General features: G+C 65.7%; 20 protein-coding genes. 17 read left to right on the plus strand and 3 right to left on the minus strand.

Features of this window, described 5'->3' with window-relative positions; all coding sequences use genetic code 11:
- The first annotated feature begins 193 nt into the window (after positions 1 to 193).
- The gene (locus F7R02_RS04795) at positions 194 to 2,728 is read left to right on the plus strand and encodes a PepSY domain-containing protein (protein WP_078590420.1); all 2,535 of its coding nucleotides are present in this window, start codon (positions 194 to 196) and stop codon (positions 2,726 to 2,728) included.
- A 464-nt stretch (positions 2,729 to 3,192) separates the two neighbouring features.
- On the opposite strand, the gene F7R02_RS04800 is transcribed toward F7R02_RS04795, so the two are convergent.
- A complete protein-coding gene (locus F7R02_RS04800) occupies positions 3,193 to 4,074 on the minus strand; it encodes a TolB family protein (protein WP_078516863.1) in 882 nt (293 codons plus the stop codon).
- 64 nt (positions 4,075 to 4,138) lie between these two features.
- On the opposite strand from F7R02_RS04800, the gene aroE reads away from it, so the two are divergent.
- The 13 genes from aroE (at position 4,139) to F7R02_RS04875 (ending at position 18,657) form a co-directional block, all read left to right on the plus strand.
- Complete coding sequence (gene aroE, locus F7R02_RS04805) at positions 4,139 to 4,990, plus strand: shikimate dehydrogenase (protein ID WP_029829584.1); 852 nt, start codon at positions 4,139 to 4,141, stop codon at positions 4,988 to 4,990.
- The gene (locus F7R02_RS04810) at positions 4,980 to 5,354 is read left to right on the plus strand and encodes a hypothetical protein (RefSeq protein ID WP_015471456.1); all 375 of its coding nucleotides are present in this window, start codon (positions 4,980 to 4,982) and stop codon (positions 5,352 to 5,354) included. Before aroE ends, F7R02_RS04810 begins: the two co-directional genes overlap by 11 nt.
- Positions 5,351 to 5,587, plus strand: a complete 237-nt coding sequence (locus F7R02_RS04815; RefSeq protein ID WP_078590421.1) for a hypothetical protein — start codon at positions 5,351 to 5,353, stop codon at positions 5,585 to 5,587. The genes F7R02_RS04810 and F7R02_RS04815 overlap by 4 nt, the downstream gene beginning before the upstream one ends.
- Positions 5,588 to 5,854: 267 nt before the next feature.
- Positions 5,855 to 7,990: an ATP-dependent DNA helicase DinG gene (dinG, locus tag F7R02_RS04820; protein WP_003489836.1), complete on the plus strand. Its 2,136-nt coding sequence runs from the start codon at positions 5,855 to 5,857 to the stop codon at positions 7,988 to 7,990.
- 417 nt (positions 7,991 to 8,407) lie between these two features.
- On the plus strand, positions 8,408 to 9,913 hold the full coding sequence (gene katB / locus F7R02_RS04830) for a catalase KatB (protein WP_172397264.1): 1,506 nt from the start codon (positions 8,408 to 8,410) through the stop codon (positions 9,911 to 9,913).
- Positions 9,914 to 9,970: 57 nt separating this feature from the next.
- Positions 9,971 to 10,552, plus strand: a complete 582-nt coding sequence (locus tag F7R02_RS04835) for an ankyrin repeat domain-containing protein (protein ID WP_078561630.1) — start codon at positions 9,971 to 9,973, stop codon at positions 10,550 to 10,552.
- A 572-nt stretch (positions 10,553 to 11,124) separates the two neighbouring features.
- Positions 11,125 to 11,349: a hypothetical protein gene (locus F7R02_RS04845; RefSeq protein ID WP_003489833.1), complete on the plus strand. Its 225-nt coding sequence runs from the start codon at positions 11,125 to 11,127 to the stop codon at positions 11,347 to 11,349.
- A gap of 451 nt (positions 11,350 to 11,800) precedes the next feature.
- The gene (dusA, locus tag F7R02_RS04850; RefSeq protein ID WP_039578314.1) at positions 11,801 to 12,805 is read left to right on the plus strand and encodes a tRNA dihydrouridine(20/20a) synthase DusA; all 1,005 of its coding nucleotides are present in this window, start codon (positions 11,801 to 11,803) and stop codon (positions 12,803 to 12,805) included.
- 275 nt (positions 12,806 to 13,080) lie between these two features.
- Positions 13,081 to 13,446, plus strand: coding sequence for a hypothetical protein (locus tag F7R02_RS04855; RefSeq protein ID WP_026006955.1), 366 nt, complete (start codon positions 13,081 to 13,083; stop codon positions 13,444 to 13,446).
- Between the two features lie 71 nt (positions 13,447 to 13,517).
- Positions 13,518 to 14,201, plus strand: coding sequence for a response regulator transcription factor (locus F7R02_RS04860; protein ID WP_002808458.1), 684 nt, complete (start codon positions 13,518 to 13,520; stop codon positions 14,199 to 14,201).
- A 74-nt stretch (positions 14,202 to 14,275) separates the two neighbouring features.
- A complete protein-coding gene (locus F7R02_RS04865; RefSeq protein ID WP_003489823.1) occupies positions 14,276 to 15,646 on the plus strand; it encodes an ATP-binding protein in 1,371 nt (456 codons plus the stop codon).
- A 117-nt stretch (positions 15,647 to 15,763) separates the two neighbouring features.
- On the plus strand, positions 15,764 to 17,353 hold the full coding sequence (locus tag F7R02_RS04870) for a DUF1800 domain-containing protein (protein WP_139371033.1): 1,590 nt from the start codon (positions 15,764 to 15,766) through the stop codon (positions 17,351 to 17,353).
- Positions 17,354 to 17,472: 119 nt separating this feature from the next.
- Positions 17,473 to 18,657, plus strand: a complete 1,185-nt coding sequence (locus F7R02_RS04875) for a DUF1501 domain-containing protein (protein ID WP_078590434.1) — start codon at positions 17,473 to 17,475, stop codon at positions 18,655 to 18,657.
- A gap of 148 nt (positions 18,658 to 18,805) precedes the next feature.
- Here the strand turns inward: F7R02_RS04875 and F7R02_RS04880 are convergent, their stop codons facing one another.
- Both F7R02_RS04880 and F7R02_RS04885 read right to left on the minus strand, forming a co-directional pair.
- Positions 18,806 to 19,561, minus strand: a complete 756-nt coding sequence (locus F7R02_RS04880) for a M90 family metallopeptidase (protein ID WP_059030720.1) — start codon at positions 19,559 to 19,561, stop codon at positions 18,806 to 18,808.
- Positions 19,562 to 19,569: 8 nt separating this feature from the next.
- Entirely contained in the window at positions 19,570 to 19,881 is a 312-nt protein-coding gene (locus F7R02_RS04885) for a hypothetical protein (RefSeq protein ID WP_005917941.1), read from the minus strand.
- Between the two features lie 355 nt (positions 19,882 to 20,236).
- Between F7R02_RS04885 and birA the strand changes: the two genes are divergently transcribed.
- Genes birA through F7R02_RS04905 form a run of 3 tightly spaced genes read left to right on the plus strand, consistent with a single transcriptional unit; the run spans position 20,237 to position 22,830 of the window.
- Positions 20,237 to 21,202, plus strand: coding sequence for a bifunctional biotin--[acetyl-CoA-carboxylase] ligase/biotin operon repressor BirA (gene birA / locus F7R02_RS04895; protein WP_033484924.1), 966 nt, complete (start codon positions 20,237 to 20,239; stop codon positions 21,200 to 21,202).
- Positions 21,199 to 21,927, plus strand: a complete 729-nt coding sequence (locus F7R02_RS04900; protein WP_078586347.1) for a type III pantothenate kinase — start codon at positions 21,199 to 21,201, stop codon at positions 21,925 to 21,927. Before birA ends, F7R02_RS04900 begins: the two co-directional genes overlap by 4 nt.
- 9 nt (positions 21,928 to 21,936) lie before the next feature.
- A complete protein-coding gene (locus F7R02_RS04905; protein ID WP_078586346.1) occupies positions 21,937 to 22,830 on the plus strand; it encodes an SPOR domain-containing protein in 894 nt (297 codons plus the stop codon).
- Positions 22,831 to 23,010 lie beyond the last annotated feature (180 nt).

The raw sequence follows: 23,010 nt of genomic DNA on the forward strand, positions 1-23,010 counted from the left end.
CGATGCGCGATGTCCGAACGATGACCGCGCCATGTGCGGCAGATGACGGCGAGGCAGAACGCATCCGACAAGACGGACCGTTTCCGGTGCTTGGCGTGCAATGGGACGCGGGCCGCCATCGGCATCGATGCAGATCGGATGCGAGACTCATTCTCATCTACAATGGCCGGCCGTCCTGTTTCGTGGCCAGGTCTTGATCAAGACGCTCCTGTTCCAGCTGCATTGGCTGCTCGGCATCACTGCCGGGCTGGTGCTGTCGGTGATGGGGTTGACCGGCGCGGCGATGTCGTTCGAAAACGAGATCGTGCGCATGGCCAATCCGGCCATTGCGCAACTGGCGCAGCGGCATGCGGCGGGCGAGCGGGCCTTGCCGGTGGATGTGCTGCTGCAACGGCTCGATCTGGCGCCAGCCGGTGTGGGGCAAAAACAGGCGGTAACGCGCCTGTTGATCGACCCCACCGGTGCGCGCCCGTCTGCCGGGCGTCTTTCCGGCAAGGGCGCGGGCCGGGTGTACTTCGACCCCTATACGGGTGAGCGGGTCGCGCCGCCGCGGCTGAGTACAGCGTTTGCCTTCATCGAAGACCTGCACCGCAACCTGACGGCCGGCAAACGCGGGCAGGCGGTCACCGGTGCGAGCGCCCTCATCTTGCTGTTCTTCTGCGTATCGGGGCTGTATCTGCGCTGGCCGCGACGGTGGTGGAGCCCGCGCACCTGGTGGGCGGTGGAATGGCGACGGCAGGGGCGCAGTTTTTTGTGGAGCCTGCATGCGGTGTTCGGCACCTGGTGCTTGCTGGTGTATTTGCTGGTCGCGCTGACCGGGCTGACCTGGTCCTACCCCTGGTATCGCGATGGCATGGTGGCCTTGCTCGGCGGCCCGCCTGCGATACGTGGCGACAAAGGCGATAGCCGCCCGGCCACCGTCGATCTTGCACGCGTGCAGCGCACGCTCGATGGCATTCCCGCCACGCGCAGCGCCGCCCTGGATCTGCGCATTCCCACGCGCGCCGGGCAGCCGTTGAATGTGCGGTTCTTGCCCGACAATCCGGCTCACGATCGCGCCTACAACAGTCTTGATATCGCGCCGGACAGCGGAGCACTGCTGCAGCGCCAGGACTACGCGCTGCTGCCGCGCGGGCAGCAATTGGCGGTGAGCATGTTCCCGCTGCATTCGGGCAGTTTCTTCGGGTTGCCCGGGCGCCTCGTGGTGATGCTGGCCAGCCTGGGCATGTCGGTATTCTTCGTCACCGGCTGGATGCTGTATCTGGATCGGCGCCGCAAAAAACGCGCGCTGCGCGCAGCGCGCAAGGTGTTGCAAGGCGCAGCACCGGCCTCGCAGGCGGCACCATGGTTGATTGCGTTTGCCAGCCAGAGCGGTTTTGCCGAGCGCCTGGCGTGGCAGGCCGCCGGGCATCTGCAGGCTGCCGGCTTGCCGGTGCAGGTGCGCTCGCTGGCGCAGCTGGATGCACAGGCACTGCAACGCACCGGGCATGCGTTGTTTGTGATCAGCACGTTTGGCGATGGCGAACCCCCGGATGCGGCACGCGGCTTCGAGCGTGGGCTGCTGCGGCAACGCCTGGAATTGCCGCACCTGGCCTACGCGGTGCTGGCGCTGGGAGACCGCCAATACGCGCAGTTCTGCGGGTTTTCGCGGCGTGTCGAACAGTGGCTGGATGCGCAAGGTGCACGCGCGTTGTTTCCTGCGGTGGAACTGGACAACGTCGACCCGCAGGCGCTGGCGCACTGGCATGCGCAGCTGGGCCAGATCGCCGGTGCACCCATGAACGTGGCGCCGCTGGCACGCCCCAGATTGACCGAATGGACCCTGTCCTCGCGCACGCATCTGAATCCGGGCAGCGAGGGGGCGCCGATCTGGCGTATCGATCTGCAGCCACCCGCCGATGCGCAGTGGCAGGCCGGCGACATCCTCGAAGTGCAGCCTGCGCATGCCCAGGCACAGGTGCGCACCTGTCTGGCGGCATGGGGCCTGGCGCCGGACGCACTGGTGCATGTGGATGCGCAGCTGCTGCCATTGCAGCAGGCTGCCGCCGAGCGCGTACTGCCCGAGCCGCCCGCGACGCCGCTTGCCCATCGCCCTGATCCGCAAACCTGGCTGGACGCATGCGCCTGGCTGCCCACACGCGATTATTCGCTCGCCAGCGTACCGGCTGACGCCACTGCGATGGTGGTGGTGCGGCTGACGGCGCGTGCCGATGGCAGTCCCGGTCTGGGTTCGGGCTGGTTGATCTGCCACGCGGCGATCGGCGCGCCGGTGCGCGCACGGTTGCGCACCAATCCCGGGTTCCATCGGCTCGAAACGATGCCGATGGTCTTGATCGGTAACGGCACCGGCATTGCGGGCCTGCGCGCGCTGCTACGCGAGGCCGAGTTGGCCGGTGTGCATGGGCACTGGTTGTTGTTTGGCGAACGGCATGCGGCGCACGACCGCCTGTTCGCCGACGAGCTGCAGCTCTGGCAGGCGAGTGGGCATCTACAGCAGCTGGAATGGGTGTTTTCGCGCGATCAACCACAAAAACGCTACGTGCAGCATCACTTGCGCGACGCCGCCGACACGTTGCGACACTGGATCGACCGAGGTGCGGTGATTTACGTCTGCGGCAGTCTGGACAGCATGGCGCGCGAGGTCGATGCGGCATTGCGCGAAGTACTCGGTGACACGCGTCTGGACTCATTGACCGCGGCGGGGCGTTATCGACGCGATGTGTACTGAGCGCGGCGATGACGGCACCAGCCCCGCTTTACATCGGCTAGCAGAACCTGGCGAGTGAGCACTGTGCGGGTGCGCAGAGTGTAGAACCGCAGATCACCGTGGACGACGGATACGCGCCCACTTCGGGTGGCGAGCGTTCTACGTTTGCATGGCTTGGTGCAGCGTTGTATCGGTTTACGACCTGTTGGACGCTTCAATAAATCCTCGCCGGTCGAGCGTGCGGTGTCCTCGCCGCTTGCAGGACACGCCGTGAACCCATCCCTGCGCGCCGGATGGCGGCATCCGTGCCGCCATCGGGCGCGCAATCGGCGAGGGCAACACGCCAGTCAGTTCGCTGGTTGTTTATTGAAGAATGAGGACTTCGCGTCGCACGGCTTGCTAGTCACCTCATCGGAGGCGATCAGCAGCTCTGCGGCGAATGCCCAGATAACATCTTCTCGATCTGACCGATGCACCCATCCACCTCAACGGCAACTCGCATCGCCATCGGCTGCCGGTGCCTTCATCCGGTAAATGTCCAACTGCCCTGCGCGCGGCGCGCGAGCACTGCCGGTCACCAGCAATTCGCCGGGCTTGGCCGTATCCACGACCGCGCCGAAAGTGCGCTCCTGCGGCCCGTTGAACGACAGCGGCAGCGGCGAGCCCTGTATAAAATGCCCGTCCTTGCAGATGGCCAGCAGCAACTGGCTGGGTTCATCGGTCTTCCCGCGCGCCCATACCAGCGCGCGCCCGTCGCCGAGCCAGGCGGCGTCCAGCTCGTCGGCTGCGCTGTTGATGTCGACCAAGGCCACCGGCGCAGTGAACGCCTGCCCATCCCAGTGCGCGACGAATAGATCCATGCCGCCAGCACCGCCATGCCCGTCGCTGGCGAACAGCAGGCGTGTGCCGTCCAGCGACAGCGTCGGTGCGCGCTCGTTGCCGGCGCTGTCGATCGCTGCGCCCAGCGATTGCACCGGGCCGACGGCGCCTTGCGCATCCACCGGTGCACGGTACAGGTCGCTGCCGCCCGCGCCGCCTGGCCGGGTGGAGGCGAACAGCAGCCAGCGGCCATCGGCACTGAAGAATGGGGTGGTCTCGTCCTGCGCGGTATTGATCGGCAGCGGCTGCGCGTCCTGCCAGCGCCCGCCGCGCAGCTGCGCCTGCCACAGATCCCAGCCGCCGGTGCCACCGGTCCGGTCGCTGGCCCAAACGATGCGCTGTCCGTCCGGGCTGAGCGTGGCGCGTGCCTCGTTGGCCGGCGTGGAGACCACACCCATGCCCTCGATGCCGAATTCAGCAAGCCCCGAAGCGGACGGGACGCAGAGTAAACTTGCCGCCAGCGTGAGCAGCGTCCATCGATAGTGCATGCGGTGTTCCTGCCTCAAGAGCGGCTCTAAGTCGCGCACAGTCTAGTCAACCAGAGAGCGTTTCATGCCCGTCTCCCGTTATGCCGTATTCGGTCACCCCGTCGCCCATTCGCTGTCGCCGGCCATCCATGCCGACTTCGGGAAGCAGACCGGCATTGCGCTGGACTACACCGCCATCGACGCGCCGCTGGAAGACTTCAGCGCCGCGCTGCAACGCTTCGCCGATGAAGGCGGCAAAGGCGCGAACGTCACCCTGCCGTTGAAGGAAGCCGCCTATGCGCTGGCCAGCAGCCTGAGCGATCGCGCGCGGCTGGCCGGGGCGGTGAACACGTTGGTGCGTAACGACGGCCAGTGGCAGGGCGACAACACCGACGGCGCCGGCCTGGTGCGCGATCTCACCGAGCGCCAGGGCCTGGATCTGCGTGGCCGCCGCGTGCTGCTGCTGGGCGCCGGCGGCGCTGCGCGCGGCGTGGCGCCGGCGCTGCTGGAGGCGGGCATCACCGCAATGGTGGTGGTGAACCGCTCGCCCGAGCGCGCCGATGCCTTGTGCGATGCGCTGGGCGAACCGGCGCGGGTGACGTCGCGCTACATCGAAGACCTGCGCGAGCTGGGCGACTTCGAACTGATCGTCAATGCCACTGCCGCTGGCCGCGATCGCGATGCCGGCGCGTTCGCATTGCCACTGGGCCTGGTCAACAGCCTGACCGCCGCGGTCGACCTGAATTACGGCGACACCGCCATTGCGTTCCTGGCCTGGGCGCGCGCGGCGCACTGCCGGTATGCCATCGACGGGCTGGGCATGCTGGTGGAACAAGCCGCCGAGAGCTTCGCGCTGTGGCATGGCGTGCGCCCAGATACCGACCCGGTCTACGCCGCGCTGCGCGCGCGCGAGGCCGTGCTGATCAGTGCCGACTGACGTGGGCAGCGCCGATGCCACCGCGATCCTGCTGACCCTGGTCACCAGCCTGCTGTCGCGTGTGCCGATGTTGATTGCGCTGCTGCTCGGGCTGGTCCTGGTGTGGCGCGCACCGCATAGCCCGCTGCGGCGCGCCGGGCTGGCCGCGCTCTGGCTGCTGCTGGGCTGCCTGTTCGCCGAGGTGGCCGTCCAGGCAATTCCGATGGTGTTGCTGCAGCAAGGCAACGTGCGCCAGATCAGCATGGTGGTCGGCGTCGCCCACTTCGTGCTGATGGCCATACAGGCCGTTGGCATTGGCGTGCTGGTGTGGACGCTGGCGGCCAGCCTGCAGCGTTTGCCCGCCGGCACGGGTCCGCGCCCGTGATTCCGCTCAAAGCCATCTTGCTGGTGATCGTTGGGCTGGTCTGCGCCGGGCAGGGCGTGTGGACGCTGCTGCATCTGCAGGCACTGGCGGCAGTCAATCGCGGTGGCCTGTTGTACGAACGCTTCGGCCCGAATGGCGTGGGCGCCGGCATGTTGCTGATGGGTATTGCGATGGCGGCCATCGGCTTGGCGTGGGCGCGCTATGCGTGGCCGGCGCGCGGGCGGCGGAACTGAACGCGCATTGATACTGCCTACGCGTTAAAGACAGCGGCGTTGCCTGCATCGGCATTCACTGCGCCGTCTTTCGGGTTACCCCGGCGGCGAGTGCCTGCAGGCGGCCGCTGCTGGCAGGCAACCATCGGGGAATCGAACCATGCCCTCGGCCGCGCAGCAGTCGTATCGGCACGGGATTCGCCGAGTCGCCGCTGCAAGCAGGCAACCTGTTCAGCCGTGCGGCGCGCCGGTCGCAGTCACTGCGCCGGTCCGTGCGAAAATAGCGCGATGAGTGAAGTCGCCCCTCCGGCCGCGCCGTCGGCGCCCGTTCCCACCCAGCGCAGCCTGACCGACCCGATCAAGGCCAGCATCCGCGACGCCTACGCCAAGCTGCAGGCCAATACGCCGGGCTTTGCCACGCGGCGCGCACAAAGCCAGATGATCGGCCTGGTCTCGCGTGCACTGGCCACCTCTGGCGGCATCGGCATCGCCGAGGCGCCCACCGGCGTGGGCAAGAGCCTGGGCTATCTCACCGCCGGCGTGCCGATCGCGTTGGCCACCAAGAAAAAACTGGTCATCAGCACCGGCACCGTTGCGCTGCAATCGCAGCTGGTGGAACGCGACATCCCGGCCTTCCTCAAGGCCACCGGGCTGGATGCCACCGTGGCGTTGGCCAAGGGCCGCACGCGCTACCTGTGCACCCGCAATGCCGCCGAGCTGGAAGGCGACACCAGTCAGAACGCCATGTTCGAAGACGAGCAGGCGCTCTACGACCGCCCGCTCAGCCCGGTCGATGCGGATCTGGCCAAACGGTTGGCCAAGGCCTACGCCGCCCGCACCTGGAATGGCGATCTGGACGATGCGCCAGAACAGATCTCCGTGCCGCTGCGCATGCGCATCACCACGCCGGCGTCCGGCTGTGCGGGGCGCCGCTGCAGCTACGCAGCGCAATGTCCGGTGCTCAGGGCACGCACCGATGTGCGCGAAGCGCAGATCGTGGTCACCAACCATGCCTTGCTGTTGTCGTCGCTGTCGCTGGGCGATGCCGAAAACGGCCAGCCACTCATCGCCCCGCCAGCGGACATGCTGCTGGTACTCGACGAAGGCCACCACATCGCCGGCGTAGCGATCGATCAGGGCGCAGCCAACCTGCCGCTGGACGACATGGCCAGGCGCACCGGGCGCATGCAGATCCTCATCGCGGCCGCTTATCGCGCAGTGGACAAGGACAAGCTGGGCAACTTGCTGCCCAACGAAGCCATCGAGGTGGCTGCGCGCGTGTCCAAACTGCTCAAGGCCTTCCACGCCGAGGTCGAACGCGTGTGGAAGCCGGAGCCCGGCGAGCGCGATCCGCTGTGGCGCGCGGCCAATGGCAAGTTGCCGCCGCAATGGGGCCCGGCCATCGAAGAGCTCGGCGAAGAAACCCGCGCGCTGTTCAACTGGGTGCATGCCGCACACAGCGCCATTGCCAAGGGAAAACAGGACGATTCCGCGCGCGAACGGCTGCAGCGCAGCCTCGGCCTGGCGCTGGAAATGGCCGAGCAACAACACAATCTGTGGAGCGGGTGGCGCCGCGAGGACAAGGAAGGTCAGCCGCCGATGGCGCGCTGGATCACCCTCTCGCGCGATGGCGACCTGATCTGCCATTGCTCGCCGGTGTCGGCCGCGCAGGTGCTGCGCACGATGATCTGGAACGAGGTGGATTCGGTGGTGATGACCTCGGCCACGCTGACCGGTGGCGGCGATTTCCAATCCTTCGCCATCGACAACGGCTTGCCCGATCACGCCGAAATGGCATCGCTGGCCTCGCCGTTCGACCTACCCAACCAGGCCGAATTGATCGTCCCCAATTTTCCGGTGACTCCCGATGACCGTGAAGGCCATCCCAAGGAAGTGGCCAAGTATCTCGTACGCGAACTGGATTGGAACGCCAAGGGCAGCATCGTGCTGTTCACTTCGCGCTGGAAGATGGAAAAGGTGGCCGACCTGATGCCGCTGGCGCAGCGCAACCGCGTGCTGGTGCAGGGCGAGGGCAACAAGTCGCAACTGATCACCGAACATCTGCGCCGCATCGGCGCTGGCGAAGGCTCGGTGTTGTTCGGCCTCAATTCCTTCGGCGAAGGATTGGACCTGCCCGGCGAAGCCTGCACCACCGTGGTCATCACCCAGGTGCCGTTCGCCGTGCCCACCGATCCGCAAACCTCCACCTTGAGCGAATGGCTGGAAAGCCGCGGCCATAACGCCTTCAACCTGATCGCCATCCCGCATGCGTTGCGCACGCTCACCCAATTCGCCGGCCGCCTGATCCGCAGCTCCAGCGACCACGGCCGCGTGATCATTCTCGACTCGCGCCTGCTCACCCGTCGCTACGGCAAACGCATCATCGATGCCTTGCCGCCGTTCAAGCGGGTGATCGGGCGTTGAAGATCGCCTGGCGATGCCGATACGGATGTAGCGCGCCGTTTTGGGTGTTGCACGATGCAAGCCGGTGCCGCGTTGTGCAGCTACACGGGGAGATGGCCAGTCGCACCGCATCGGCATACGCGCGATGCGCAATAGGCCACTCGCACCATCCACACTGCGAACGACCCTTGCAGCGCAACATTGGCTGCGCGCGATTGGAATCCAGGTCGCGCAAAAAACGCAATGACGCACATAGCGCTCAGTAATGCGGTTATTTGCTATGCGCCGCTCGCGGGTTTGGCGATGCATATCACGCAACGCGGTCATCATCATGTTCCCCTATCGAAGCGATCATAACTAACGACTTCTCACGTTTCGGCCTGCTGGCGATGATTCAGCCTCCTCAAACGAGCCGACGCCATGCGCCCTGGACACCTCATGGTGCTAGCCCTGCTAGCCCCGACGTTGATCGCTCCGCCGGTCTTCGCCCAATCCGTTCTGACCCGCGACAATGGCGCCAAGGTCGGCGATAACCAGAATTCGCAGACAGCCGGTGCCACCGGCCCGACGCTGCTGCAGGACGTGCAGCTGATACAGAAGCTGCAGCGTTTCGATCGCGAGCGCATTCCCGAGCGCGTAGTGCATGCACGCGGCACTGGCGTCAAAGGTGAGTTCACCGCCACTGCCGATCTCTCCAATCTGACCAAGGCCAAGGTATTCAGCGCCGGCGAAAAAACTCCGGTGTTCGTGCGTTTTTCGTCGGTGGTGCATGGCAACCACTCGCCGGAGACGCTGCGCGATCCGCATGGCTTCGCCACCAAGTTCTACACCAGCGAAGGCAACTGGGATCTGGTCGGCAACAACTTCCCCACGTTCTTCATTCGCGATGCGATCAAGTTCCCCGACATGGTGCATGCGTTCAAGCCGGATCCGCGCACCAATCTGGATGACGATTCGCGTCGCTTCGATTTCTTCTCGCACGTGCCCGAAGCCACGCGCACGCTGACCCTGCTGTATTCCAATGAAGGCACGCCTGCTGGCTACCGCTTCATGGACGGGAATGGCGTACATGCCTACAAGCTGGTCAACGCGCAGGGCGAAGTGCACTACGTCAAGTTCCACTGGAAGACGCTGCAGGGCATCAAGAACCTCGATCCCAAGCAGGTCGCTGCGGTGCAGGCCAAGGACTACAGCCACCTGACCAACGATCTGGTCGGTGCGATCAAGAAGGGCGATTACCCGAAATGGGATTTGTACGTGCAGGTGCTCAAGCCGGAGGACCTGGCCAAGTTCGATTTCGACCCGCTCGACGCCACCAAGATCTGGCCGGACGTGCCGGAGCAGAAGGTCGGCCAGATGGTGTTGAACAAGAACGTCGACAACTTCTTCCAGGAAACCGAGCAGGTGGCCTTGGCGCCGGCCAATCTGGTGCCGGGTATCGAGCCGTCTGAAGACCGTCTGTTGCAGGGCCGTATTTTCTCGTACGCCGATACGCAGCTGTATCGCATCGGTGCCAATGGGCTGAGCCTGCCGGTCAATCGCCCGCGTGTGGCGGTCAACAACGGCAACCAGGATGGGCAGGGCAACATCGGTCAGACCACCAGTGGCGTGAACTACGAGCCGAGCCGCCTGGAGCCGCGTCCGCAGGACACCGCTGCGCGCTACAGCGAGCTGCCGCTGTCGGGTACGACCCAGCAGGCCAAGATCACCCGCGAACAGAACTTCAAGCAGGCCGGCGAGTTGTATCGTTCCTACAGCAAGAAGGACCGTGCCGACCTGGTGCAGAGCTTCGGCGAGTCGCTGGCCGCCACCGATACCGAAAGCAAGCACCTGATGCTGTCGTTCCTGTACAAGGCCGACCCCGAGTACGGCACCGGCGTCACCCGCGTGGCCAAGGGCGACCTGGCACGGGTCAAGCAGCTGGCCTCCAGCCTGCAGGACTGATCCGCCCCGACGACATCGCGGCTGCGCCGCGATGTCGTCTTTTTTCGGGAGATCCCTATGCGCACCCTGTTGTTTCTGATGCTTGGCAGCGTGTCTGCGATTGCCAACGCTGCGTCACCTGCATCCGCATCCGCATCCGCTGCCAGCGCGACGGCCACCGCCACGCCTGAGCAGATCAAGCTGCAGCTGCGCGAGTATTTCTTCGACGCCGCGCGCGAGGGCCGCCAGGACATGCTGGCCGAGTTCATTCGCTCGCATTACGACCTCAATACCCGCGACGAGAAGGGCTATACCGCCTTGATCCTGGCCGCGTACCACGGCCAGCGGCCAGCGGTGGAGCAGTTGCTGAGCGCCGGCGCCGACCCCTGCGCGCAGGACAAGCGCGGCAACACCGCACTGATGGGCGCCATCTTCAAGGGCGAGCTGGGGATCGCCAAGCGCTTGATGCAGGCCGATTGCGCGCCGGACCAGCGCAACAACGCCGGCCAGACCGCTGCGATGTATGCGGCATTGTTCCAACGCACCGACGTGCTCAAGGACCTCGCCGCCAAGGGAGCGGACCTCAGCCTCAAGGACGGGCAGGGCAACGATGTGACCAAGCTGCAGCGCGGCGAATTCGCCACCACGCCGGCGCGCTGAGCGCGCCAGTCTTGCCTGCCAGGCCTGCTGCCCACAGCGTGTCGTATCGGCCGCGATGCGCCTATGTGGTTGCGCTTTACCTGCTAGAAGCAGCGGGCGGCTGCTCGTAGCCAACGGCTGCTGTGCGGCAGGTAGTAGGCACGCGCGCTCGTCGCAACGCGTCTCGGCTCTGGCGAAGCACGCCACGGCTGGGGGTGCATGACGCGCCGCCTATCTGGTCGCTGCGCATCCTCCAGCTCTTGCTGCACCTGCCACGTCGACGCCGTCGAGGGGCATCGCCGCATCCATCGCAGCACTCCGAGCCACTGTCTGGTAGCGCCAAACCGCTCCTGGCAGCGCCGTCGGTTTTCCGCCACGGCCGCGCTGGATCTCTGACGGTGGCGGTGATTTTTTCGCCATTTCGTCAGGATTTTTCTGACGCGCAAACCCTTGTGCGCCAAGGCTTTGACAGAAAACTGAGTGCTTGCTGACTTGCTTTGAATCGCCTGGGAAAAACCGCACAAAACAGTTCAAGAAAGCGCCGGGAACGCCGATGCTGCAGCTATCGCATCGCACCTTGGAACCCCCGGACCATGAAGCTCGATCCCTCCATCCCTTTCCTGATGTCGCTGCTGGCCATGGTGCTGTGCACTGCCACCGCCGTCGTTGCGCTGGTGTTCGGCCAGGTACACGTGCTGGCCAAGTCGTGGAGCTTCTACACGGTCATGGGCACGGCCCTGATCACGCTGATTGCCTCCTACCATGCGCTGGGCAAGCCGCTGAGCGCCGAAGAGCGTGTCGGTGTCCGTAACCCGTAAATTTCGCTTCCGTCCGGACGCAGCAGTGATTGCGGCACTGGACCGAGAAAGCTCCGCTCGTCACTGACGATGCAACGCGTTCGCTCCGCAGAGCGAACGCATACAGGCACCGCGTATCCTGCGGCGATGCCTCCGCTCCCGCCGGTCCTCGGCGAGCGAGGGAAAACCACAACAGTGCCAATGTCGGTGTTCATCGCTTCCGACGGTCGAACGTAGCCGTGATGCTGGCCGCCCATGCAGCACCAGCGGCATTTGCATTTGCGTCTAACGGTCGGGTTCGACCAACCGGTCCTCCTAGATCATCCGGCACGCGAACAAGCGACCTTGCAGCCAGGCTGAAGCGCAGGTGTTCCCGCATCCCATGCCGCACTGCCGCAGATTCATCGGGGCCCGTGTAAGCTGTTGATCCTGCTTCGCATTCCCATGGCCGCTTGCTGCGGCTACCTCGTCGATGACCGCTTCCACCGATCGTTACGCCGCCTCCCTGCGCCTGTCCGTTGCCCCGATGATGGATTGGACCGACCGCCATTGCCGGGTCTTCCACCGCCTGTTGGCGCCGTCGGCACGCCTCTACACCGAGATGGTGCACGCCAACGCGGTGATCCACGGCGATCGCGCGCGCTTGATCGGCTTCGATGCGGTGGAACATCCGCTGGCGCTGCAACTGGGCGGCAGCGATCCTGCCTTGCTCGCGCAGGCGGCGGCAATCGCGCAGGAATGGGGCTTTGATGAGATCAATCTCAATTGCGGTTGCCCGTCCGACCGCGTGCAGGCCGGGCGTTTTGGCGCCTGCCTGATGCGTGAGCCGGCGCTGGTGGCCGAGTGCGTTACGGCTATGTGCGCGGCCACCCACTTGCCGATCACGGTCAAGTGCCGCCTGGGCGTGGACGACGATGACGACTACGCGCTGTTCGCCCGCTTTGTCGACCAGGTGGTCGCGGCCGGCGCCGCCATGGTGGTGGTGCACGCCCGTAATGCCTGGCTCAAGGGCTTGTCGCCGAAGGAAAATCGCGAAGTGCCGCCGCTGCGGTACGACTGGGCCTATCGGCTCAAGCAGGAGCGGCCCGGTCTGCCGGTCGTGCTCAACGGCGGCATTGTGGCCGTTGAGCCGGCGATAGCGCATCTGCAGCACGCCGACGGCGTCATGCTCGGCCGCGCCGCCTACCACGATCCGTACGTCCTGCACTGTCTGGATGCAGCCCTGAACCAGCGGCCCGAGCAACCGCGTGAGTCCTTGCTGCGCGCCTATCAGCCGTATGTGGAATCACAGCTGGCACAGGGGTTGGGCTTGAAGCACATGACCCGGCACGTGCTGGGCCTGTTCCACGGCCAGCCTGGAGGCAGGGCGTTCCGGCAGGTCCTGAGCGAGGGCGCCCATCGTCCGGGCGCCGGCTGGGAATTGGTCGAGCAGGCATTGGAGCGCACCGATACGCGGTCCTGGCGAGTCGTTGCCTGACTTTGGCCCACCGCTTGCATTCCTGAACAGGCTGCCGGCATATCCGAGTATTTCCGGCCGCTTCTGCAGCAGGCGCGTCCGCAACAACGCGCGCTGGTCGTGCGCGCGGATCTGATCGGTATTCATTTCACTGAACGCCGTTAACGTGAAGCTAAAAAGTTCAGATCGGATTCACCCCGAAAAATCAAGAATTTGCCTCGATTCCGATGCTCGACCTTCAATTGTGCCTGGTCGATTTCACGAATTTTGAATGTTCCTGAACAACCCGCTAGGATCTGTTTGTGACCCAATCGCTCTGCCGCGCTCGCCAAGTCGCTCTGGTCGCCCTCTGGGTTGCCATGGCCGCGCCGTCGGCCTGGGGCCAGGGCTATCCGATGGTGCAGAGTGGGCGCGAGGCATTGCCGCCCTCGGCGCGCGGCAATAGCCGCACACTGTCGGACACCATTCGGCATGTGCAACGGTCTACCGGTGGACAGATTCTGGGTGCCGAGCGTGTGCCGTTCGATGGCGGCAATCTCAATCGGGTCAAGTACATGAAAGACGGGCGCGTGCACACCGTGTATGAGCCGGAGCAGACGCAGGCCGCGCCTGCGCGCAACTTGCCGCCCCCCGACGCGCCACCACGCGACGATAACCACTGAACGTAGATAGTTCTGCGTTCAGTCTTATAAATTCCCCGGCCACTGGCCGACAACGTAACTAGGGAGAGTGCATGCGTATCCTTTTGGTCGAAGACGAAGCTCCGCTGCGCGAAACCCTTGCGGCGCGTCTGAAGCGCGAAGGCTTTGCGGTCGACGCTGCACAGGACGGCGAAGAAGGCCTCTACATGGGCCGTGAAGTGCCATTCGATGTCGGTATCATCGACCTTGGCTTGCCCAAGATGTCGGGGATGGAGCTGATCAAGGCCTTGCGCGATGAAGGCAAGAAGTTTCCGGTGCTGATCCTGACCGCGCGCTCGAGCTGGCAGGACAAGGTCGAGGGCCTCAAGCAGGGCGCCGACGATTATCTGGTCAAGCCGTTCCACGTCGAAGAGTTGCTGGCGCGCGTCAATGCGCTGCTGCGGCGTGCTGCCGGCTGGAGCAAGCCCACGCTGGAATGCGGTCCGGTCGCGCTGGACCTGGCGGCGCAGACGGTGAGCGTCAACGGCGCCAACGTCGATCTGACCAGCTACGAGTACAAGGTGCTCGAATACCTGATGATGCATGCCGGCGAACTGGTCTCCAAGGCCGATCTCACCGAGCACATCTACCAGCAGGACTTCGACCGCGATTCGAACGTGCTGGAAGTGTTCATCGGTCGCCTGCGCAAGAAGCTCGATCCTGATGGTGAACTCAAGCCGATCGAAACCGTGCGTGGCCGCGGTTATCGCTTCGCCATTCCGCGTACCGAAGGCTGAGTCAGCGCGTCAACGAGCAGGAAGACCAAGTGCCGGGCCGCTCCAAGTGGTATAGACGCTGGCGGCCGCGCTCATTGCAGGCCCGCCAGCTGCTGGCCGCCAGCCTCAGCCTGGTGGCCTTCCTGGCGCTGGCGGGTTACGCGCTGGATGTGGCGTTTGCCGACACCGCCGAGAAGAACCTGCGCGAGCGGTTGAAGAACTACGCCTCCGCGTATGCGGCCAATATTGATTTCGTGCGCGACGGGTCGCTGTATATCGGCGGGCAACCGCCCGACCCGCGTTTCGATGTGCCTGGTGGCGGCCTGTATGTGGAAGTGGTGCGTCCGGACGAAAGCTGGACCTCGATGTCGGCCGAAGGCCCGAACATTCCGCACGGCCGCATGCTGGAGCCGCGCCAGGAAGAATTCATCGGCCCACTGGAAATGACCCAGATCGACGGCAGCCTGGGCCAGCTGTATCGCTACGGGCTGGGCGTGAGCTATGTCGAACGCGAACACGGCGGCGAGATTCCGTACACCATCTACGTGATGGAGGACGCGCGCTCGATGGGCGCGCAACTGCGTGTGTTCCGTGGTGCGGTTTGGTTCTACCTTGGCAGCGCCGGTGTGGTGTTGCTGGTGTTGCAGGCCTTCATTCTGCAATGGAGCCTGCGTCCGCTGCGGCGGGTCATCAACGAGTTGACCAAGGTGCAGCGCGGCGAGATCCAGCGCATGAGCGAGCAGCATCCGCGCGAACTGGAGCCGCTGACCGACAGCATCAATGCCTTCATCGAGAGCGAACGCGACAACCTGGAGCGTCAGCGCAATACGCTGGCCGATCTTGCGCATAGCCTCAAGACGCCGATCGCCGTCTTGCGCACGCAATTGGATAGCGGTGCGTCCGAGCGCGATCTGCACGAAGAAATGGATGTGCAGCTGCGCCGCATGAACGACCTGGTGTCGTATCAGCTGGCACGTGCGGCTTCCAGTGGGCACAAATTGTTCGCGGCACCATTGCCGATCGAGTCGACCGCCGAAGAAATCGTGCGCGGTCTTGAGAAGGTGTATTCGGTCAAAGGCGTCTTGTGCGAATTCGATATTTCCCCCGAGGCCCGCTTTCATGGCGAGCCGGGCGATTTGCAGGAACTGCTCGGCAACCTGCTGGAAAACGGCTTCAAGTGGGCGCGCAGCCGCGTGCTGCTGACCGCGAAACCGGGGCCCACCACCGGTAGCCGTCGTGCCGGCCTGATTCTGTCGGTGGAAGACGACGGCCCCGGCATCGCGCCGGAAGATGTGGCCAAGATCCTGCAGCGCGGCGTGCGTGGCGACGAGCGCGTGCAAGGGCACGGCATCGGCATGTCGATCGTGCAGGACCTGATCAAGGGCTATCGCGGCGAGCTGCAGGTGGTGCGCTCGCAGGAACTGGGCGGCGCCCGCTTCGATGTGACCCTGCCGCCGGGACTGTGACCGCCGCAGGGCCGATGAACCCGTGGCCAATGTGCGCTGGCGTTCCGACAACCGTTTAACGCCTCACGCGTTGGCTTACCCATACTGGGTGGCAAGCCGTTGCGATGGAGGGGCTGCATGTTCGAGCAAGCTGGCCAGGCCGTGTGGGTGCACGCGCGCGTCGCGCGCGCGCAACACACGCGAGGATGGCGGGTGCTGCCGCTGTTGATCGGCAGCCTGTACGCGCTCACTTGCACGGCTGCGCAAGCGCCGCTGACACCATCGCAGATGCGCTGGCTGCAGCGGGCCACCTACGGTGTTGATGCCAGCAGCGCGACCCAGCTGACACGGCTGGGCCCCAAGCGCTTTGGTGCGCTGTTGTTGCAGCCCAGCGACGACGCTGCGTTGCCCGCGCCGGTACGCGCGCAGCTGCAGCGCTTCGACGCGCTGCATACCCCGCTGGTGGATCTGCTGACCCAGTACGAAGCCGACAAGGTTCGCCTGCAGTCCATGCCCGATGGCGATGAGAAGGTTGCCTTGCGCAAGCAGTGGCAGGCGCGCGGTGGTCAGATGCTGGTGCAGGCGCGGCAGGCGCAACTGTTGCGCGCGGTGTACGCGCCGGATCAACTGCGCGAGCAACTGGTGTGGTTCTGGCTCAATCATTTCAGCGTGTATGCCGACAAGGCCCGGGTGAAGTGGATGGCGGCCGACTACATGGAAAACGCGATCCGCCCCAATGCCACCGGCAAGTTCGCCGACCTGGTGATGGCCACGCTGGAAAGCCCGGCAATGCTGGAGTACCTGGACAACGCCAAGAACGCCAAGGGCAAGGTCAACGAAAACTACGCACGCGAGTTGATGGAACTGCACACGCTGGGCGTGCACGGCGGCTACAGCCAGCAGGATGTGCAGCAACTGGCGCTGATCCTCACCGGCGCGGGCCTGGTACCGATCAAGGCCACCGGCGCACCGCCGTTGGCGCCCGCAGCGCCAGGGCAGGCGCAGGTCGTGCGCAAGGGTCTGTTCGAATTCAATCCGGCGCGTCACCAACCCGGCGACAAGATGCTGCTTGGCCAACGCATTGTCGGCGGTGGGCTGGATGAGATCGAACGCGCCGTGCAGCTGTTGGTGCGGCAGCCGGCCTGTGCGCATTTCATTTCGCAGCGCCTGGCCGAGTACTTCGTCAGCGACACGCCGCCCACTGCGCTGGTGACGCGCATGGCCAATACCTTCCAGCACAGCGATGGCGATATCGCCAAGGTCATGCAGACCATGCTGGCGTCGCCGGAGTTCGCGCAGGCGCAACCGCGCAAGTTCAAGGACCCGAACCGCTTCGTGGTGTCGGCGATGCGGGTGGCGTACGAGGGGCAACCGGTGATCAATGCCGCGCCAATGGCCAGTTGGGTGCAGCAGCTGGGTGAACCGTTGTTTGGTCGCATCACGCCCGATGGTTGGTCGCTGCAATCGCAGGCCTGGACCAGTTCCGGGCAGTTGGCACGCAGGTTCGAGGTGGCGCGTTTGATCGGCGGCGGACCGAAGCAGTTGTTTCGTCTGGAGGGCGACAACCAGACGCCGATTCCTGCGCTGGTGCAGATCGAGACGCGCCCGTCGTACCGCTGGTTGGCGCCATCGCTGTCGGCTGCCACACGGCAGGCGCTGGATCAGGCGCGCTCGCCTGCCGAATGGAATGGGTTTTTGCTGTCGTCGCCAGACTTCAACTATCGCTGAGGGCATGGCGCCGATTCGGATTCGCCGATTCAAGGCCCACGATTCACGTTCGCAGAATCAAAAACAACCGATCCAGCGATTTAACGAATGCCAGGCGGTCAATGCCGCGGGAGTACACCATGCAACGACGTCAATTTCTGCTTGCCTCTGCAGCCGCTGCAAGCATGCCGTGGGCCGGTCGTCTGTTCGCTGCGCCACGCGATAGCGCACGCATGCTGGTGGTGTTTCTGCGTGGCGGCTACGACAGCAATAATCTGCTGGTGCCGCATGGCAGCGATTTTTATTATCAGTCGCGGCCGAGCCTGGCCATTGCGCGGCCGGATCCGGCCAATCCAAACAGTGCTGTAGCGCTGAACGCGCAGTGGGGTCTCAACCCGGTGGTGCGCGAGACGCTGCTGCCACTATGGGAACGCAAGCAAGTGGCCTTCGTGCCGTTTGCCGGCACCGACGACCTGTCGCGCAGTCACTTCGAAACCCAGGACGATATCGAATCCGGCCAGGCCGGCAAGCACCGCGATTACCGCTCCGGGTTCATGGCGCGCCTGTCGGGGGTGCTCAGTGGCGTGCCGGCCATCGCGTTCACCGATTCGTTGCCGCTGACGTTCCAGTGTGGTGGCGATTTACCCAATGTGTCGTTGCGGAGTATTGGCAAAGGCGGGCTGGATGCGCGGCAGGCACAGATCCTGTCGCAGATGTACGACAGTACGCCGCTGGCGGCCGCTGCGCGCGAGGGCTTGGCGCTGCGTCAGCAGGTCACCGCGCAGTTGCGCGAAGAGATGGAGCAGGCTGGCCGTGGCGCCGCCAGTGCACGCACCTTCGCCGATGAAACCCGGCGCATGGCCACCTTGATGCGCGAGCGCTATCGCCTGGGCTTCGTCGATGTCGGTGGCTGGGACACGCATGCCAACCAGGGTAGCGTGGAAGGTGGCCTGGCCAACAACCTGCGCAATCTCGGCGAAGGGCTGGCTGCCTATGCCGATGCGTTGGGCCCGGCCTGGAACGACACCGTGGTGGTCGTCATCTCCGAATTCGGCCGCACCTTCCGCGAGAACGGCAGCAAGGGCACCGATCACGGGCACGGCACCACGTACTGGGTGCTGGGAGGTGGCTTGCGCGGCGGTCGCATCGCTGGCGAACAGGTGGCGGTCGAACAGGCGCAGCTGCTGCAGAATCGCGATTACCCAGTGCTCAACAATTACCGCAGCCTGTTCGGCGGGATGCTCAGCCGTCTGTGGGGGCTGTCGCCAGCGCAGTTGGAGCGGGTGTTCCCGGGTGCCAAGCCACGCGATCTTGGATTGGTGTGAATCTGCTTGGTGAACGATCGCACAGGCGAGGCCATGTGCGTGATGTCGACCGCGGGTTTGCGTCGATCCTGCGGCATCTGCTTCAAGCGACGGCTGCAGGTTGCCTCTGCCAACGGCGATATCGCACGCCGCTCCGCGACGCGGCACATCACCGTTGCACTGAATCTGCAAACGGCGAGGGCCCGTAAAACCGTTCCAGGTGCAGGGCGACCTGCGGCATGCTGCGCAAAAGCACGCGCGGTGCGGAGAAGTGATATTCGCTGACCACTGCGAAGAATTCCTCCGGGGCTTCGGCGGCATAGGGATCGATCTCGGTGTCTTGACCGGCATCGACGCGTTGGCAAAACAGATCGTAGGCGTGCTGGAAATCGCGCGCCCAGGCGCGTTGCGCATCGCGCGGCAGGGGCGGCGTGCCGTCGAGCGCGCCATCCAGTGCATCGAGCTTGTGCGCCATCTCATGCACGATCACGTTGAAGCCTGCCTGCGGGTCGTCCAGGTCGGCTTGCACATCGGCCCAGCTGACGATCAACGGACCTTGCTCCCAGGCTTCGCCGATCAGGGTGTCGTCCCAGGCATGCATCACCCCGGCCGCATCCATGTGGGTGCGCTGCACGCGGAACGCATCCGGATACACGATCAGCTGCGACCAGCCGCGCCAGCCGGCGGCGCCGATTTCCAGCAGCGGCAGGCAGCAGGTCGCGGCCAGCACAAGCTGATCGTTCGGTTGCAGCTGCAATCCGTCGACGGGCGAAATGGTCTTTTGCTGCAGGAACTGCGCGGTCAATGCGCGCAGACGGTGCTGGCGGGGCGGATCGAGCGCGGCGACCCAGGCGCAACTGCCGCACAGCGGCTGCCACAGCGCATCAGCAATGTCGGGGGGCGGCCGGCGCAGCCGGCGCGTCAACCACTGGATCAGCGGAACATGCCCGGCAGGAAACTGTGCCAGCGCGGCATCGTGCGCATGCGCGGGAACAACGAATCGCCATCGCTGCCGCCGCCGCCGGTGGACGGCGTGGCTTTGTGCGGGCTGTTGCGCGCCGGTGCCGCCTCGGGCGCCGGTGTTCTGCCGCGTGCGGCCGAGTTGGTGCTGATGCAGCTGTCATGATCGCCGTCGATCAGCTGGTCCGATGCCAGGGCGGCAAGCGGAGCCAACAACAGCAGCAGGCAAACCGTGATTCGGCGCATCGTCCACATCCAGGGCAAGCGGCGTGAGTCGCCGATCATAACGCGCTTTTCACTTCCTCACGCAAGCCGCGCTGGGCGCCCGGGAGGGCTTGGCGCATACTTTGGCGGATGGATTCGGGGACTTCGCGCGCAATGCACTGTGAGATGAAACGCGCCGGTGGCCGGCGGTACGGCGCAGGCGCTGCGGGAGATGGGTCTGGCGCGCGCATCGGTCAGTCGCAGGGTGCATGCTCGGTGCTGTCGGTCGCAGAACCGACCGCACGCCTGGTCTGGCCCGTCGATGCTGCGTCACGCGCGTTGCCCCGGCGGCACACCGGCTGCGCAGCGCAGGCATTGCTTCCGGGTGCTGCAGCCCGCGCCGTCGCCACGTCACGCCCCATCGCCCGCCGCAGCCGTGGATGACCGTGCGTTGCTGGCCAAACTTGCCGGTGGCCGGCTGTCTGGCGATGCCTTGGCGCGCGATGCCGGGCTGACCCGCGCGGCGGTGTGGAAGCGCATCCAGAATCTGCGAGCGGCCGGCGTCGACATCGAGGGACGGGCTGGTGACGGGTACCGCCTGGCCACGCCGTTGGATCTGCTGGACGCGACGCGCATCCGTGCCGGCATGGCACCCGGTGCGGCAGCTGGGCTGGCGGCACTGGATGTGGCCTGGACGCTGGACTCCACCAACACCACCTTGCTGGCGCAGCCGGCGCCCGAACAGGGTGTGGCGGTGCTGCTGGCGGAGCGCCAGACCGGCGGCCGCGGCCGGCGCGGCCGTCAATGGACCTCGCCGCTGGGCGCGCACATTTATCTGTCGGCGTCGCGCCGTTTCAATGGCGGGCTGGGCCAACTCGCAGGCCTGAGCTTGGCTGTGGGTGTGGCAGTGGCCGAAGCCTTGCGCGGTTGCGGGTTCGCCGATGTCGGGCTGAAGTGGCCCAACGATCTGCTGGCGCGGCAGCGCAAGCTGGGCGGCCTGTTGATCGAAGGCGGCGGCGAGATGGCCGGCAACGCGCGTGCAGTGATCGGGCTGGGCTTGAACGTACACATGCCGGCGACCGCAGCGGCCAGCATCGACCAGCCGTGGGTCGACCTGGATACCCTGGCTGGCAGCCCGGTGTCGCGCGACCGGGTGACGGCAGCGGTGCTGTCCGGGTTGCTGCCGGCACTGGACCTGTTCGAGGCGCAGGGGCTGGCGCCGTTTCTGGGACGCTATGCAGACCTGGATGTCTTGAGCGGGCGAGCGGTGCAGGTCGAAGAAGCCGGCAACCGACATACTGGAGTCGCGCTCGGCCTGGCGGCCGATGGTGCGTTGCGGGTGCAGCTGGGCGAGACGGTGCGCCTGTTCCACTCCGGAGAAGTGAGCGTGAGACCTGCATGAGCGAGTGGTTGTTCGACCTGGGAAATTCGCGCTTCAAGTACGCGCCGCTGCACGGCAACCGTGCCGGCCAGGTGCAGGCATGGGCGCATGGCGCCGAGGCGATGGACGCGGCGGCGCTGGCGGCGCTGCCATCCGGGCGTATTGCGTATGTCGCCAGCGTGGCCGCGCCGGCATTGACGCAACGCATGATCGCCTGCCTGCAGGAGCGCTTTACGCAGGTGCGCATCGTGCGGACCACCGCCGAATGCGCCGGCATCCGCATCGCCTATGCCGACCCGAGCCGCTTCGGCGTGGATCGCTTCCTGGCGTTGCTGGGTGCGCGTAGCGACGCGCCGGTGCTGGTGGCCGGCGTGGGCACCGCATTGACCATCGACGTGCTCGGCGCCGATGGCCTGCATCACGGTGGCCGCATCGCCGCCTCGCCCACCACCATGCGCGAAGCACTGCATGCGCGCGCGGTGCAACTGCCGGCCAGCGGCGGCGATTACGTCGAGCTAGCCATCGACACCGACGATGCCTTGACCTCCGGCTGCGATGGCGCGGCGGTGGCGCTGATCGAGCGCAGCCTGCAGCACGCCCAACGCAGCCTGGGCGTTCCGGTACGGCTGCTGGTGCATGGCGGTGGCGCGCCGCCGTTGCTGCCGCTGCTGCCCGATGCCACGTTCCGCGCGGCCCTGGTACTGGACGGTCTGGCGACGTGGGCGACCGCCGCGTCGTCGCCGTAGAATCGGGGCATGTATGTGCGTGCCCTCATCGTCGTTTTGATCGTCCTCAACGCCGGGGTGGCGTTGTGGTGGGCCTTGCAGCCGCCACCGGCACCACCGTCGGCGCCGCCGCAGCCGAGCGGTGTGGCGCGGCTGGAGTTGCTGCCAACAGCGACCGGTGCTGGCGGGGCTGTGCTGCCGGCTGCAGCGCATACGGGATCGGGGTCTGCGGCAGAGAGTGCGTCGACAGCACCGGCGCCATCGACATCGACAGCATCCGGGCTTGCATCCGTACCCACGCCGGCCACGTCGGCAGTTGCGGGTCCCTCCACGCCCACTTCTGCAGCGCCGACACCGGCCACCACTGCTGCAGCGGAAGCGCCGCGCAGCGCATCGGAAGCTGCTGCGAAACCAGTCAATGGCGTCGCCACGACGGCTGCACAATCATCGCCCGCGCCATCCCCGCCTGCCGCAGAGCGCTGCGCCAGCCTGGGACCCTTTGCGGCACGCGCCGATGCCGATGCCGCGCTGGCGCGCGTACGTGGGCAGGCCAGCCGCGCCAGCGTGCGCGAGGACAAGGACGCCGGCATCAGCACATTTCGGGTGATGTTGCCCAATGTGGGCGATCGCGCGGCTGCGCAGGCCTTGGTCAAGCGCATTGCCGCGGCCGGGATGGGCGACTACTACGTGATCGCGCAGGGCGAGGACAACACCGTGGCGCTGGGCCAGTACCAGAGCCGCGAGCGCGCCGAGCGGCGCCAGGCCAGCCTGGTCGGCGCAGGATTTCCGGCGCAACTGGTGCCCAGCGGCAACGGCCAATCGCGGTGGTGGATCGATGTCCGCACCAGTGCGGCCACCAGCGCCCTGCAAGGGGCTGCCGGTGCCACGCGTCAGCGTTCGCTAGATTGCGCCGCGCTGCGCTAGAATGCGCACCGGCGCGCAACGCGCCTGCCTTCGCCGGCATAGCTCAGTTGGTAGAGCAACCGCCTTGTAACTCGGACGCGGTTGTTGTGGTGACGAGCCAGAAGGCTAAGCGCGGCAAGGCTTTAGGCTCGCCAGCGCGTAAACCCAGCGCGTAAACTGTGGGACAAGCCGGACACGGTT

Origin of the sequence: Xanthomonas cissicola (genome assembly GCF_008801575.1) — a bacterium.
Taxonomy (GTDB): Bacteria; Pseudomonadota; Gammaproteobacteria; order Xanthomonadales; family Xanthomonadaceae; genus Xanthomonas; species Xanthomonas cissicola.

What these genes read in the sequence shown, in the direction of transcription:
- F7R02_RS04800 (WP_078516863.1), bottom strand. Translation starts at nt 4,074, where the DNA reads ATGCACTATCGATGGACGCTGCTCACGCTGGCGGCAAGTTTACTCTGC.
- aroE (WP_029829584.1), top strand. Translation starts at nt 4,139, where the DNA reads ATGCCCGTCTCCCGTTATGCCGTATTCGGTCACCCCGTCGCCCATTCG.
- dinG (WP_003489836.1), top strand. Translation starts at nt 5,855, where the DNA reads ATGAGTGAAGTCGCCCCTCCGGCCGCGCCGTCGGCGCCCGTTCCCACC.
- katB (WP_172397264.1), top strand. Translation starts at nt 8,408, where the DNA reads ATGGTGCTAGCCCTGCTAGCCCCGACGTTGATCGCTCCGCCGGTCTTC.
- F7R02_RS04835 (WP_078561630.1), top strand. Translation starts at nt 9,971, where the DNA reads ATGCGCACCCTGTTGTTTCTGATGCTTGGCAGCGTGTCTGCGATTGCC.
- F7R02_RS04845 (WP_003489833.1), top strand. Translation starts at nt 11,125, where the DNA reads ATGAAGCTCGATCCCTCCATCCCTTTCCTGATGTCGCTGCTGGCCATG.
- dusA (WP_039578314.1), top strand. Translation starts at nt 11,801, where the DNA reads ATGACCGCTTCCACCGATCGTTACGCCGCCTCCCTGCGCCTGTCCGTT.
- F7R02_RS04860 (WP_002808458.1), top strand. Translation starts at nt 13,518, where the DNA reads ATGCGTATCCTTTTGGTCGAAGACGAAGCTCCGCTGCGCGAAACCCTT.
- F7R02_RS04870 (WP_139371033.1), top strand. Translation starts at nt 15,764, where the DNA reads ATGTTCGAGCAAGCTGGCCAGGCCGTGTGGGTGCACGCGCGCGTCGCG.
- F7R02_RS04875 (WP_078590434.1), top strand. Translation starts at nt 17,473, where the DNA reads ATGCAACGACGTCAATTTCTGCTTGCCTCTGCAGCCGCTGCAAGCATG.
- F7R02_RS04885 (WP_005917941.1), bottom strand. Translation starts at nt 19,881, where the DNA reads ATGATCGGCGACTCACGCCGCTTGCCCTGGATGTGGACGATGCGCCGA.
- F7R02_RS04900 (WP_078586347.1), top strand. Translation starts at nt 21,199, where the DNA reads ATGAGCGAGTGGTTGTTCGACCTGGGAAATTCGCGCTTCAAGTACGCG.
- F7R02_RS04905 (WP_078586346.1), top strand. Translation starts at nt 21,937, where the DNA reads ATGTATGTGCGTGCCCTCATCGTCGTTTTGATCGTCCTCAACGCCGGG.